At 36.2% G+C, this 12,279-nt stretch carries 13 protein-coding genes and 1 CRISPR repeat array; of the genes, 4 read left to right on the top strand and 9 right to left on the bottom strand.

The window, feature by feature from the left end; all coding sequences use genetic code 11:
- Nucleotides 1–6 precede the first annotated feature (6 nt).
- A CRISPR array of direct repeats spans nt 7–421; the repeat unit is 36 nt; unit sequence AGTCGCAATCCCGCTCACTTTCGCGGGCATTTCAAC.
- A gap of 287 nt (nt 422–708) precedes the next feature.
- Nucleotides 709–1,956, bottom strand: a complete 1,248-nt coding sequence (locus ABGX27_05410) for a glutamate-5-semialdehyde dehydrogenase (protein ID MEO2068931.1) — start codon at nt 1,954–1,956, stop codon at nt 709–711.
- Nucleotides 1,957–2,017: 61 nt separating this feature from the next.
- On the opposite strand from ABGX27_05410, the gene ABGX27_05405 reads away from it, so the two are divergent.
- Genes ABGX27_05405 through ABGX27_05395 form a run of 3 tightly spaced genes read left to right on the top strand, consistent with a single transcriptional unit; the run spans nt 2,018 to nt 4,555 of the window.
- The gene (locus tag ABGX27_05405) at nt 2,018–2,731 is read left to right on the top strand and encodes a hypothetical protein (protein MEO2068930.1); all 714 of its coding nucleotides are present in this window, start codon (nt 2,018–2,020) and stop codon (nt 2,729–2,731) included.
- Nucleotides 2,732–2,764: 33 nt separating this feature from the next.
- Nucleotides 2,765–4,078: a tRNA (N6-isopentenyl adenosine(37)-C2)-methylthiotransferase MiaB gene (miaB, locus tag ABGX27_05400; GenBank protein ID MEO2068929.1), complete on the top strand. Its 1,314-nt coding sequence runs from the start codon at nt 2,765–2,767 to the stop codon at nt 4,076–4,078.
- Between the two features lie 3 nt (nt 4,079–4,081).
- Nucleotides 4,082–4,555: a bifunctional nuclease family protein gene (locus ABGX27_05395; protein MEO2068928.1), complete on the top strand. Its 474-nt coding sequence runs from the start codon at nt 4,082–4,084 to the stop codon at nt 4,553–4,555.
- On the opposite strand, the gene ABGX27_05390 is transcribed toward ABGX27_05395, so the two are convergent.
- The 5 genes from ABGX27_05390 to ABGX27_05370 are packed head-to-tail and all read right to left on the bottom strand — an operon-like array spanning nt 4,530 to nt 7,835.
- A complete protein-coding gene (locus tag ABGX27_05390) occupies nt 4,530–5,189 on the bottom strand; it encodes an ABC transporter ATP-binding protein (protein ID MEO2068927.1) in 660 nt (219 codons plus the stop codon). The two genes, ABGX27_05395 and ABGX27_05390, sit on opposite strands and share 26 nt — an antisense overlap.
- On the bottom strand, nt 5,171–5,863 hold the full coding sequence (locus tag ABGX27_05385) for an energy-coupling factor transporter transmembrane component T (GenBank protein MEO2068926.1): 693 nt from the start codon (nt 5,861–5,863) through the stop codon (nt 5,171–5,173). The genes ABGX27_05390 and ABGX27_05385 overlap by 19 nt, the downstream gene beginning before the upstream one ends.
- Complete coding sequence (locus ABGX27_05380; protein ID MEO2068925.1) at nt 5,853–6,449, bottom strand: carboxypeptidase-like regulatory domain-containing protein; 597 nt, start codon at nt 6,447–6,449, stop codon at nt 5,853–5,855. The genes ABGX27_05385 and ABGX27_05380 overlap by 11 nt, the downstream gene beginning before the upstream one ends.
- On the bottom strand, nt 6,446–7,051 hold the full coding sequence (gene cbiM, locus ABGX27_05375) for a cobalt transporter CbiM (protein ID MEO2068924.1): 606 nt from the start codon (nt 7,049–7,051) through the stop codon (nt 6,446–6,448). The genes ABGX27_05380 and cbiM overlap by 4 nt, the downstream gene beginning before the upstream one ends.
- A gap of 1 nt (nt 7,052) precedes the next feature.
- Complete coding sequence (locus ABGX27_05370; protein ID MEO2068923.1) at nt 7,053–7,835, bottom strand: DUF4198 domain-containing protein; 783 nt, start codon at nt 7,833–7,835, stop codon at nt 7,053–7,055.
- A gap of 119 nt (nt 7,836–7,954) precedes the next feature.
- On the opposite strand from ABGX27_05370, the gene ABGX27_05365 reads away from it, so the two are divergent.
- Nucleotides 7,955–9,052, top strand: coding sequence for a carbohydrate porin (locus ABGX27_05365; protein MEO2068922.1), 1,098 nt, complete (start codon nt 7,955–7,957; stop codon nt 9,050–9,052).
- A gap of 41 nt (nt 9,053–9,093) precedes the next feature.
- Here the strand turns inward: ABGX27_05365 and ABGX27_05360 are convergent, their stop codons facing one another.
- The 3 genes from ABGX27_05360 to ABGX27_05350 form a co-directional block, all read right to left on the bottom strand.
- Nucleotides 9,094–10,491, bottom strand: coding sequence for a leucyl aminopeptidase (locus ABGX27_05360; GenBank protein MEO2068921.1), 1,398 nt, complete (start codon nt 10,489–10,491; stop codon nt 9,094–9,096).
- An 11-nt stretch (nt 10,492–10,502) separates the two neighbouring features.
- Nucleotides 10,503–10,994, bottom strand: coding sequence for a hypothetical protein (locus tag ABGX27_05355; GenBank protein ID MEO2068920.1), 492 nt, complete (start codon nt 10,992–10,994; stop codon nt 10,503–10,505).
- Nucleotides 10,984–12,279 (bottom strand): tetratricopeptide repeat protein (locus ABGX27_05350; GenBank protein MEO2068919.1); only part of this gene is annotated, 1,296 nt, incomplete at its 5' end. The genes ABGX27_05355 and ABGX27_05350, both read right to left, overlap by 11 nt.

Genomic DNA, 12,279 nt, shown 5'->3' with positions numbered 1-12,279 from the left:
TGGGAGAGTCGCAATCCCGCTCACTTTCGCGGGCATTTCAACAAACATTAGAGGATGCTATCAAAAACGCTGAAGATAAAGCTTGGGAGAGTCGCAATCCCGCTCACTTTCGCGGGCATTTCAACAAGTTATTACGAAAAAGAATATATCACATCTCCTGAAGGAGAGTCGCAATCCCGCTCACTTTCGCGGGCATTTCAACTGGATGATGTTTTATTCCTTTCTTTCTTTGTTTCTTTTTAGTCGCAATCCCGCTCACTTTCGCGGGCATTTCAACGGATAGTGTGTATTTCATACAATTTGATGGTGATGAGTCGCAATCCCGCTCACTTTCGCGGGCATTTCAACTTGGGAGTGACTGATAAGAAAATGAGCAAAGGCATTAAGTCGCAATCCCGCTCACTTTCGCGGGCATTTCAACAGGTGCAAAATTCAGGCATTGATTTTCAAGGCTTCCAAAACTTAAGTTTTATATATAAATCTAATAAACATTGAAACACAAACTTTATCAGCAAACCCCTTTTAATCCATTGAAAAACAATAACTTATTTATCAGAACTTCAAAATAAAATCATATTCTCTAAAACATTCTCTTGTTTCGTCTTAAAAACTTTAAAATTACCCGAAATGCCTGCCCTTATTCAGTTGTCAAGGAACAAAAAATTTAGAGTTAACATTATAACAAACCCCGCACGGGGCGGGGAAAAGTTATTCCCTTATTTGACCATCTCCAAAAATAATAAACTTAGGAATTGTTAAGTCTTCAAGCCCCATTGGACCTCTAACATGAACTTTGTCTGTTGAAATTCCCATCTCTGCACCAAGTCCAAAAACGTTTCCGTCTGTAAATCTTGTGGAAGCGTTAATGTAAACAGCTGCAGAGTCAACTCTGTTTAAGAACTTCATTCCGTTTGTGTAGTTTTCTGTAACAATAGCATCACTATGGTGAGAACCGTAAGTGTTGATATGATTAATAGCCTCATCAAGAGAATCAACAACCTTAACAGCTAAAATCAAGTCAAGGTATTCTGCATACCAATCGTCCTCTGTTGCAGGTTTTATGTAGTCTGGCGCATACTGGCGAGATCTCTCACATCCTCTTAGTTCAACTTTTGCCTTTTTAAACATTTCAACCATTGTTGGCATAAAAGCATCAGCAATTCTGCTATGAACTAGCATTGTTTCCATAGCATTACAGACTCCAGGTCTTTGAACTTTTGCATTAAAGCAGATGTTCCAAGCCTTTTCTAAATCTGCAAACTCGTCAACGTAAACGTGGCAGACACCCTTATAGTGTTTTATTACAGGCATTCTTGCGTTCTCAGCTACAAACCTTATAAGTCCTTCTCCTCCTCTTGGGATAACAACATCTATGTACTCATCAAGCAAAAGCATTTCTTTAACAACTTCCCTATCGGTAGTATCTACAAAACAAATCGCTTCCTCTGGGAATCCACACTTAGAAGCTGCTTCTTTTAAGATGTTTACAAGAACTCTGTTGGAATTTATAGCTTCAGAACCACCTTTTAGAATTACAGCGTTTGAACTTTTTATACATAAAGACGCAGCCTCAACTGTTACATTCGGTCTTGACTCATAAATAATTCCAACAACTCCAAGAGGAACTCTCATCTTCCCTATCTTTAAACCGTTAGGTCTTGTCCACATCTTTATTACTTCACCAACCGGATCATTTAATGAAGCAACATCTAAGAGAACTTGAACCATTCCCTTTATTCTTTTTTCATTAAGAAGGAGTCTATCAAGCATAGCTTTTGAAAGTCCCTTTTCCTCTCCATACTTTAGGTCTTTTTCGTTTTCTTTAGCTATTAAGTCTTTCTTTTCCTCTATAAGCTTTGCCGCTGTCTTTAAGGTTTCGTTTTTAACTTCTGTTGAAATATCTATAAGTTTGTAGCTAACTTCCTTCGCTTTCTTTGCTATCTCCTTAATATTCATTGCTCACCTCCCTCAAAATTTCTAAATTCAAAAAAGACATTTTTAGGTATATGGAGATGCTATGAAAAGAATTTTAGCATTACTTGGACTTAGTGTTATCCTATTTTCAAGCTGTAAGACAACGCAAAGTCTTCAAACCGAAGTAACTAAAAAACCCAAAACAAAACCGACCGTTAAAGTTAAGGAGAAAAAGGTTTCACAAGAAACAAAAATAGCAAAAAAAACACAAACGGAAAAAGAAAAGAAAGAACAAGTTAAACCTTCTAAAAAACTCTCAATAAAGGAAATTGTCGGTAATATGGAAATAGAAGTTGATGGATACGTTCTTGAAAAAGAGGCTATCTTTTTAGCAAAGGAGTTAGGAGTAACCCCTATCAACAACATAATCCCAGAACTTAAAAAGCAAGAAAAGTTTTCTCCACCTATTACCCTTTACAAAGAACCTAACCGACTAAGGGTAGTTGTAAGTAAAGAGTTTATTTTTGATGAAAACGACAACTTTACTCTACAAGGAAAAGAAACTCTAAATAAAATCTCTGAACTTCTAACCCAAGACAGGCTTCTTCTTGTCATATCTGTATTTTCAGGTATATCCCAAAAGTCCAAATCCATAGAATATGCTGAAAAGATTAAAGATTTTCTTTTTTCAGAAAATTTAGACCCTTCAAAAGTTTTAATAACATACTGTAATTACAAACCCAACGAAGCCAAAATAGTTGAGTTTTTCATCTATCCACAAGCCATTTCTATACCAAAGAGGTGTTATGAAGAATAGATTTAATTAAAAATCAACGGTTAAGGGAGAAAAATGAAGTTTTACATAAAAACTTTTGGCTGTCAGATGAACGTTAACGACTCAGAGAAAATGGCTGGAATACTTAAAAGTTTAGGATACGAAAAAACAGAAAATCCTGAAGAGGCGGACGTTATCATTGTCAACACCTGTTCCGTAAGGGCAAAGCCGGATAATAAAGCATACAGTTTTATAGGAAACCTAAAAAGTATTAAAAAGAGAAAACCTAACACTGTAATCGCCGTTGGTGGTTGCGTCCCACAGAAAGAAAAGGATTCCCTTTTAAGATTTAAACACGTGGATTTAATATTTGGAACATTTAACTTCATGAAAATAGATGAACTTGTTGAGAAAGCTAAAAGAGAAAAAACCGTCGAAGTTCTAAGTTCCAAAATTCCAGAAGAAGATAAAGTTCCATTAATAGATAGCTACTTGGAAAATCCTTATATCGCTTATGTTACAGTCCAAAGAGGATGTAACAGATTTTGTACTTACTGTATCGTTCCTTTTACACGAGGAAGAGAAAGGAGTGTAAAACCTGAACTTGTTGTAGAGGAAGTAAGAAGGCTTGCCGAAAGAGGCGTCAAGGAAGTGCAACTTCTTGGACAAAATGTTGACTTTTACGAGTATAACGGAAAAAGGTTTGCAGATCTCCTATACATGGTCTCTGAAGTAGAAGGTATTGAAAGAATACGCTTTCAGACTTCCCATCCTGCCGGTTTTGATAAAAGCATAGTTGAAGCTATAAAGAACATTGATAAAGTATGTCCTTATGTTCACCTACCACCTCAGAGCGGTTCAAATAGAATCTTGAAACTTATGAATAGAGGCTACTCAAGAGAAGAATACATTGAAAAAGTAATGCTGCTAAAAGAAGAAGTTCCTGAGGTTGCCTTATCTGGGGATTTTATCGTTGGCTTCCCAACAGAAACTATTAAAGACTTTGAAGATACACTTTCCCTTGTAGAAACTTGCATCTTTGACCAAGGTTTTGTCTTTGAGTATTCTCCAAGACCCTTTACAAAGGCTGCAAAGCTAAAAGATGACGTCCCAAAAGAGGAGAAAAACAAAAGACTTCAAGAACTTCAAAACCTTCTGAAAAAGCAAGCAGAAGAAAAGAATAAGAAAAGACTTGGAAAATTAGAAGAAGTTCTCGTAGAAGGTAAAAGCCCTAAAGGGAATGGCCTTTGTGGAAGAACTCGTGATAATAAACTGGTTATTTTTGAAGGAACAAATGAAATTATTGGAAAGTTTGTAAACGTAGAAATAACAGAAACTTCTCCATTTTTCTTAAAGGGAAAAGTCAAACAAACCTTATCAAGGAGTTAAGTTATGGTTGAGGTATCAGTAATAGGAGTTGCTCAAGACAGGCTAAACGGCATGCCCCTCATCATTTTGGGAAACGAAAAGGAAAGGTTTGCCATACCTATTTGGGTAGGAAATTGGGAAGCTGAACTTCTTGAGACAGAACTTTTAGGAGCTGTTCCTCCAAGACCTTTTCCCTATGACTTAATCAGAGAAATCATCTCGGCTTTTGGCGGAAACGTTGAGAGAGTAATCATCAACGACTTTGACAAAGGAATTTACTTTGCAGTCATAGAAGTAAAGAGGCACGATGGAGAAATCTTACGTATAGACTCAAGGCCAAGTGATGCTATAAATCTAGCCATAAGGGTTAATGCCCCAATTTTTGTAGAAAAAGAAGTAATAGAAAAAGCTTCAATAATTCCACTTGACGAGTGTCAGGGGGAAGGGTGTAAGGAAGAGTGGGAAAGGCTGATCAGAGAACTCTTAGAAGAGGAATAAGCTTCCCATTTTCCATTTTATAAGTCTTCCAAGCAAGTTTTTTTACAAGCTCTTTATCGTGAGTAATTACAACAATTGCTTTTTCTGTCTTTTTTAGGAAGTCAACAAGGTACAAAAACTTTTCTTCATCAAGTCCGTTTGAGGGTTCATCAAGTATTAAAACTTGCGGATCCATCGTAAGAACGGAAGCAATGGAAACTATCCTTTTTTCTCCTCCAGAAAGCTTGTAAGTGAACTTTTCCCTTAAGTTTTCTATACCGAGTTCCTTAACAACTTTATTTATTCTCCTTCCAACCTCTTCTCTACTAAGTCCTAAATTAAGAGGACCAAAAGCCAGTTCCTCCTCAACAGTAGGAGAAAAAAGCTGATCGTCAGGATTTTGAAAGACATATCCTACTGTAGTTCTAACCCTAAAGAAATCTTCTTCTGTTCTAACCTCTTTACCAAAAAGGTAGATCTTTCCAAAAACAGGTTTTATAAAGCCCATTATTGTTTCAATAAGAGTGGTCTTTCCAGCTCCGTTTGGTCCAACGATAAAAGTTTTCTCTCCCGACAGGATAGAAAAATTTAAGTCCTCTATAACCGTCTTGCCCCCAAACCTTACAGTAAGCCCATCTACTCTAAGAATCTCCATACTACCGCTCCCAAAAAGAAAAGAATACTGATAACACCAAAAATGAAGTCTTCCTTAAAAAGTCTAAAATGTATGTAAACAGGGAAATTGCCTTTAAATCCCCTTGAAAGCATTGCTTTATAGATTCTGTCTGCCCTTTTATAACTTTTCACAAGAAGGTTTCCCACAATGTATGCATAAGTTTTGTAAGTAAGTAGAGAGGTCTTTGGTCTAAATCCCCTACACTTTGCAGCTTTTAAAATGGTTTCATACTCCTCCTTTAAAGTGTGAATGTATCTATACGTGAAAAAGAGAAGTAAAACCAGCTTCTTAGGAACTTTTAAATGATGGAGTGCGTGAAATATAGAAAAAAGAGAAGAAGATGAAAGCAATAAAATTGTTAATACTAATATCTCATTGGATTTCAAAAAAAGAAAAAATCCATATTTCAGTCTATCAATGAAAGTAACAGCATTGTAGGTAAATATCATAGTGATTACTATAAAAACTAAGAAGATATTAGCAGGAAGAAGTTTTTTAAAAACATTTAAAGGACTTTCTTTGAAAACAAAGAAAAGAAAAAGAATGTAGGGGAGAAAAGCAACGACTCCTTTAAAATCCTGCGTGAGGGCTATTCCCCACGCAAAAAGAGTTAAAGTTAAAATCTTTGTTCGTGGATCTAAGCTATCCTTCATTTCTTTTCCTTGAGATAGCTAAGTAAGCTCCAAAAATTCCTAAAATCCAGCCAAGACCACCAAAAATATCCTTAAGAGAAACTTCAGAAATTTTCATTTCGATGTCTAGAAGTTTTTGATGAATAGGCTTTAATTCTTCTTTAACTATTTTTCTTATCTCCTCCTTGCTTAAGTTAGCAGCAGCAATATGTTGAGTATCCTGAATTTGAGCTTCATTTTTACTTGTCATTTCCTCTGTTTCTTCATTACTTTCTTTAGAACTTCCGGAAAAGTCAGAAGCTTTTATCTCGGCTACTGTTTTATGCCCAAGTTCTGCAACTACAATAACCTTGTAGTTAGAAACCTTAGGAAGTTCAAAAGAGAATTCCCCATTCTCATCAGTTTTTCCTGTCAAAATAAGCTTTCCTGTCTTTTCATCGTAAACTTCAACTTTTCCGTTCTTTACAGGTTCTCCACTATTAAAGTAAGAGTAAAGATTTACTTTATTTCCTTCAACATCTACAAAAGCCGAAATTTTGTGGGCAAAAGCACTTACAGAGGAAAGAGAAAAAAAGATAATTAGAAAAGCCATTACCATTTTTCTCATTTCAGTCCTCCCAAAATCTCAGGAGCTGTTTTCCTTAAAAATAGAAGGACAAAGGCATTTATAATTCCCTCTACTACAGCCACCGGTAGATGTGCCAAAATCACGAGTTCAGCAGTTTTCTTAAATACCTCACCAACTGTTAAAAGTTCCAGTGCTACCAAAATTCCAGATCCCATAATGGAAATAAAAGCAGTTAAAACTCCAACAACTACAAGACTAAGTGTTGTCTGCTTCTTTATAAATCTTCTTAAAAGGAGATACGACAAAAAGGCTGGGAAAGCCATGTTAAAAGTGTTTATTCCAAGTACTGTAATTCCTCCAAACTGGAAAAGAACTGCTTGAAGGAAAAGCCCAACCAAAATTACTGGGAAAGCCGTTATTCCAAGAAGCAAACCTGCAAGACCGTTCATTACCAGATGAACACTTGAAGGCCCAAGAGGAACATGAATTAAAGATGCAATAAAGAAGGCAGCGGCAAGAAGCGCTGCCAAAGGAACCTTTTTATCTTTCAGATTTTTAAGTCCGAAGTAAGTTGCCCCTATCGTAAGTCCCCAACCTGTAATAAGTAGCCATCCAGGAAGAACTCCTTCAGATATATGCATCTTACTTTACCTCGCTTGGTTTTGGATACGCTTTTATCCAAATAACTGCGTCGAGCTCTACTGGATATTCTTTACCATCTTTATGACGCAAAGTTCCTCCATCTCCAATTGCCGAAAAGCCCCACCAACCAGCCCAAGGAATTGTATATTCAAAATACCCATTTTCGTCAGTTTTTATTACCTGAGTTATAAAAGTATCGTTTGGAACACGAACTTTTTTCGTATTAAGGTATTCAACTTCAACATCAATATTTGCCGCTGGCTTTCCGTTTATAAACACTCTTCCCCTAAAGGTATTATCTTCCCAAACACCGAAAGGTCTTGTAAGCGGAACAATTTCAGCCTTAAGACCTAAAGGTTCATCCCAACCATCCTCTAAACCAAAAGCTTCAACATAAACCTTCGTTATCTGCTTTATGAACTTCTCTTCTGCAGGTTCAAAGTAAGGAGTTGGATCAACAAAGAACTGGTAAACCCCCGGTCTTCTAATTCTAAAAGCAGTCTTATACATTGGAACTTTCTTACTACTACCCTTAAGAGCAGGAATCATCATCTTTTTCCAATGGAGTCTATATTTTTTTCCATTCACTACAGCCCCACTGTCAACAATGCCAAACTCCATGTTTGGACCGCCTTCCATTGGATGGGTAAACCTTGCCTCTAAGCTAATTACTCTTTGGTGTCCTTCAACAACGTCGGTAGAAGGTTTTAAGACAACAAAATGTGCCTTTGAAGAAGTTGTCATCGCCAAGAACGCCGAGAGGGCTAAAAGCGCTTTTCTCATGAAAAACCTCCTTAGTGTGATTTATATCTTACCATTATTTTAATTAAAATCTATTTCGTAGTCAATTTTTGTATAATAGTATTACCAAATCAGATAAAACACACAAAGGAGGTGAAAAAGTGAGAAAATTTTTAGCAGCAGTCTCAACAGTAACCTTGTTACTGAACACCTCTTCAGCATTTTCAGAGGAAGAAAGGAAAGTAGAGATAGGAGGAGATACAGTTATTTACTACCAAGGAACAAAAGATGTTAACGGTTCAGGATACGTTGCGGATATTACACTTTCTTTTAAACCCCGCGAAAATGGAGAGCTTTTCTTGAGACTTCATGCCGGAGAAGGTAGTGGTGCTGACAGTATAGAAGCTTTTGCAAACCTTAATACTTTTGCTGACGATAACCCTGAAAATGAAGCTACCTTCAAACTACTTGAAGCGTATTACAAAGAAGAATTCCTAGATGGAAAACTCAAAATTGCAGTTGGAAAAACAGAGCCCCCAGTCTTTATTGACGACAATGAATACGCAAACGACGAATACTCTCAGTTTGTAGGAAAACCCTTCGTGAACAACCCAATAATTGATGGGGAGTTTCAGTTTGCGCCAATAGTTTCTGCCTCTCTTCTTATAGGTAACTTAGAGTTTACAGCTCTTGTCCAAAGTAACGAACAAAAGAAAAATTTGGTTTATAAAAATGGAGAATGGACAGTAGAAGAGAAAGACCTTTACAGTGACATGTTTAAAAATCCTTTCTGGGCTGTTCAGGTTAAATTTTCTAGAAATGGTGGAAATTACCGCCTTTACTACTGGGAAGACTTAGCAGATCACATTAAAGTAGGAGAAGACACCACCAATCCAGTTCAAGAACCTAGTGTAGACAAAAGTTTCGGAGTTGGAGTTTCTTTTGACCAAGAAATTTTTGAAAACTTTGGAATTTTTGGAAGAGCAGCTTTCGCAAACGACGTTTACGAAGTTAAAAAGTTTGTATCTTTAGGAGTAAGTTCAAACATCAAAGATGACACTTTAGCTTTTGGATGGGCTGCACTTTTCCCAAATAAAAAACTCGAAAACAACAAAACAGAACATCACTTTGAAGGTTACTATAGAAAGAAAGTTGGTAAAGATTTTTACATAACTCCAGACATTCAATACATAATAAATCCTAACGGAAAAGATAGTGATGTTCTCATAGGTATGGTTAAAGCAGAAATAAGCTTTTAAAAAAGTGTCCCCCGCAAGGGGGACGGACCTCCCCTTCTAAATTAATCAATCAAAAACTCAGCAATAGTTCTTACAGGCTGTCCAGTAGCTCCAGCCGAATAGTATTTCCAATCTTTATCAAGGAAAGCAGGTCCTGCTATGTCTATGTGTGCCCAAGCTTTGACTTTCTTAAAGTCAACAAAGTTCTTTAAAAAGAGTGCAGCAGTAATTGCTCCTCCATACCTTGACTTTCCAACGTTTTGAATGTCTGCATAAGCACCTTTTATCTCTTCCTCTAAATCCTTATCAAGTGGCATTTTCCACATTTTTTCGCCAGTTTCAGAAGATATCTTGAGTAAGCTATCAGCAAGCCTCTCATCACTACTAAAAAGACCTGAAGTATAGTGTCCAAGAGCAACTACACAAGCTCCTGTTAACGTAGCCATATCAATCATTACATCAGGTTCTAGTTCTGAACCGTAAATAAGAGCATCAGCAAGAATAAGCCTTCCTTCAGCATCTGTAGAGTGAATTTCTACAGATTTTCCATTCTTGTAAACAATTATGTCATCGGGTCTATAAGACTTTCCACTTGGCATGTTCTCAACAGTTGGAATTAAAGCATGAACTTCCACATTAGGTTTTAGCTCTCCGATTGCCTTCATTATTCCAAGGACAGCACAAGCACCGGCTTTATCGGATTTCATCGTTTTCATAAATTGCTCAGGCTTAATGTTGAGTCCTCCACTGTCAAAAGTTACCCCTTTACCTACAAGAACAATTCTTTTTTCTGCTTTTTTAGGTTTATAAGCAATATGAATAAACCTTGGAGAATTATTGCTTCCCTTTCCTACAGTTAAAATACCAACCATTTTGTTCTTTTCAAGGTCCTTTTCTTTGAAAACTTTACATTCAAAACCGTACTCTTTTGAAAGGTCTTTAGCTAATTCTGCTAACCTTTCAGGAGTTATCACATTTCCCGGTTCATTAACAATGTCCCTTGTAAAATTTGCAGCTTCAGCAAGAACCACTCCTAGATCAAAACTTTTTTTGTAATCCTTTTTACCTACAACGGTTATCTTCTCTACTTCGAACTTTTCATCTTCGCTGGATTTATACTTTTTAAACTCATAGTTTCCAAGAACTATTCCCTCTGCTACAGCCTTGGCTGACTTTTCCTTTAGCTTATCTTCTCCAAAAAGATTAACGACAACCTTCTTAGCTTTTAGTTTCCTCGCTGTTTTTACAATCTTAGCGGCAGCAATTCTCACAGTATCAGCATCAATCTCACCTTTCTTTCCAAGTCCAACAAAAATTTTGCCCGGTAAAACAGCAACTTCCCCTTTCTTTCCTTGAAAACCTAAAGCTTTAAGGTCAGAGTCAATCTTTGAACTTTCATAAACACCAAAAGCTTCAATGTCCACTTTTTTGGGAATACTCTGAGTGTATGCAAATCTCATCATGTCCCCCTTTAACCTTTTTGATCAAAAGTCTTTAAAGCTTTAGAAACTCTATTTTTTCTAATGTTCTCTATCTCAGCAGGGAGAAGTTTCTTAAGTTTTCTCTGAATTAAGAAATTCTCAATAAATATAACTACTGCAACTAAAGTTGCACCAATGAAAGCACTTTTAAGGTTGGCAGAAAGGGTTGCAAACTCTTTCCCTGAAGATTGAACAACGAAATCAAGCATAATGAAAAATATGTAAAGGGAAGTAATAAAGTAAGTCTGCTTTACATATTCAATATAGTCAAGAATGATAGCTGTTAGAAAAGTAATTTTAAAACTAAAAGTCAAAGCAAACGCAAATCCTCCCGGTTTTATTGCCCTTAGAGGTTGAAAGTCACTTTTGTCCTCACTTAGCAAAAACTTTAATGCAGCATTAACTCTCATAAGTCCTGTTATAGTAGGCAAAGATATTATCAAGAAAGCGATAAGTCCCCAAAGAAACATCTCAAAGTTCATTTCTTTCCTCCTTTTCTTTTTCTTCTATACTCTTAAGGATTTTCTCTATCCTTTCTTTAATACCTTTTTCTTCCTCCAAAATGGAAGGATCTTTTTCTATTCCCTTCAAAGCTTTTAATAAATGTTTTTTAGCCTCTTTTATCCTTCCAAGCCTAAAAAGACACTCACCATAGTGTTCATTCATAACGGGATCATTTTCCTTATAAGAAAGTGCCTTCTTCAAAATTTTGCAAGCTTCTTCAAAATCTCCTTCTTTATACAAAATCCAACCTAAAGTATCTATAAACGCTGGGTTGTTAGGAGAATCCTTTAAAGCCTTATTTATAAGTCTTTTAGCTTCCTTAAGCTTTATACCTCTATTCGCATAAAAGTAAGCTAAATAGTTATAAGCATCAGGAGAGGGATCTTTAAGAATAAGCTCTTTAAGGTATTTTTCCGTTTCTTTGTCTTTACCGAGTTTTTCGGAAAAGTAAGCTAAATAAAAGTAGTAGTCCCCAAAATTATTTAGTTCTTTTTCCCGAGCCTTCAAAATAGCATAAGCTTTCTCAGTATTTCCTTCTTTATCAGTGATTAGTGCAATTTTTAAAAGGTATTCAGGCTTCTTAGTCAACTGCCACAGTCTCTCAAAGTATGCTTTTGCATCTCCAAGCCTTCCAAGCTGGTAAAGAATAAGGGCTGTCCTTTCTAGAACTGTTGGGTTTTCTGGATATAGGTCTAAGGATCTCTCGTAAGCTTCTAAAGCCTTATCAAGGTTTCCTGACATCTCAAACGAGAGTCCTAACATAAAATAAACGTTAGGATTATCAGGATTCAGTTTGGTAATTCTTTCTATGATAGGTATTACCTCTTCGTACCTTTTCATTTTAAAGAGACTTGCAGCTATCCACGAAAGAAGTTTAAGATTGTAGGGTTCAAGTTCCAAAAGTCTATTCATTACCTTCACAGCTTCTTTTTCTTTTCTCTCATTTAGGTAAATTAACAAAAGTTCTCTGAGGGCAAAAATGTTATCTTTGTTTTCTTTTAAAATATCCTCCAAAAACCTTTCTACTTCTCCATAGTTTCCATATTCAAGGACAATTTTAGAAAGTAAAACGTAAGCACTTTCAAAATGTGGATGCAAAGCAATAGATTTCTTAACGTATTCTAAGGATTTTTTTAAGTTTCCTTCCCTAAAATAAACCTCTGCAAGAAAGTAAGGAATAACAGGATCGCTTGGAAAAAGTTTCTCTGCTTTAAATAAAAGCTTTTTAGCCTCCTTTAACTTTCCTTCATTTATGTAAAGATT

Source organism: Desulfurobacteriaceae bacterium, from assembly GCA_039832905.1.
In the GTDB taxonomy this organism is placed as follows: Bacteria; Aquificota; Aquificia; order Desulfurobacteriales; family Desulfurobacteriaceae; genus Desulfurobacterium.
Note: the sequence above shows the minus strand (reverse complement) of the source record. Positions and strands in the feature narration are given on the sequence as shown.

What these genes read in the sequence shown, in the direction of transcription:
- ABGX27_05410 (MEO2068931.1), bottom strand. Translation starts at nt 1,956, where the DNA reads ATGAATATTAAGGAGATAGCAAAGAAAGCGAAGGAAGTTAGCTACAAA.
- ABGX27_05405 (MEO2068930.1), top strand. Translation starts at nt 2,018, where the DNA reads ATGAAAAGAATTTTAGCATTACTTGGACTTAGTGTTATCCTATTTTCA.
- miaB (MEO2068929.1), top strand. Translation starts at nt 2,765, where the DNA reads ATGAAGTTTTACATAAAAACTTTTGGCTGTCAGATGAACGTTAACGAC.
- ABGX27_05395 (MEO2068928.1), top strand. Translation starts at nt 4,082, where the DNA reads ATGGTTGAGGTATCAGTAATAGGAGTTGCTCAAGACAGGCTAAACGGC.
- ABGX27_05390 (MEO2068927.1), bottom strand. Translation starts at nt 5,189, where the DNA reads ATGGAGATTCTTAGAGTAGATGGGCTTACTGTAAGGTTTGGGGGCAAG.
- ABGX27_05385 (MEO2068926.1), bottom strand. Translation starts at nt 5,863, where the DNA reads ATGAAGGATAGCTTAGATCCACGAACAAAGATTTTAACTTTAACTCTT.
- ABGX27_05380 (MEO2068925.1), bottom strand. Translation starts at nt 6,449, where the DNA reads ATGAGAAAAATGGTAATGGCTTTTCTAATTATCTTTTTTTCTCTTTCC.
- cbiM (MEO2068924.1), bottom strand. Translation starts at nt 7,051, where the DNA reads ATGCATATATCTGAAGGAGTTCTTCCTGGATGGCTACTTATTACAGGT.
- ABGX27_05370 (MEO2068923.1), bottom strand. Translation starts at nt 7,835, where the DNA reads ATGAGAAAAGCGCTTTTAGCCCTCTCGGCGTTCTTGGCGATGACAACT.
- ABGX27_05360 (MEO2068921.1), bottom strand. Translation starts at nt 10,491, where the DNA reads ATGAGATTTGCATACACTCAGAGTATTCCCAAAAAAGTGGACATTGAA.
- ABGX27_05355 (MEO2068920.1), bottom strand. Translation starts at nt 10,994, where the DNA reads ATGAACTTTGAGATGTTTCTTTGGGGACTTATCGCTTTCTTGATAATA.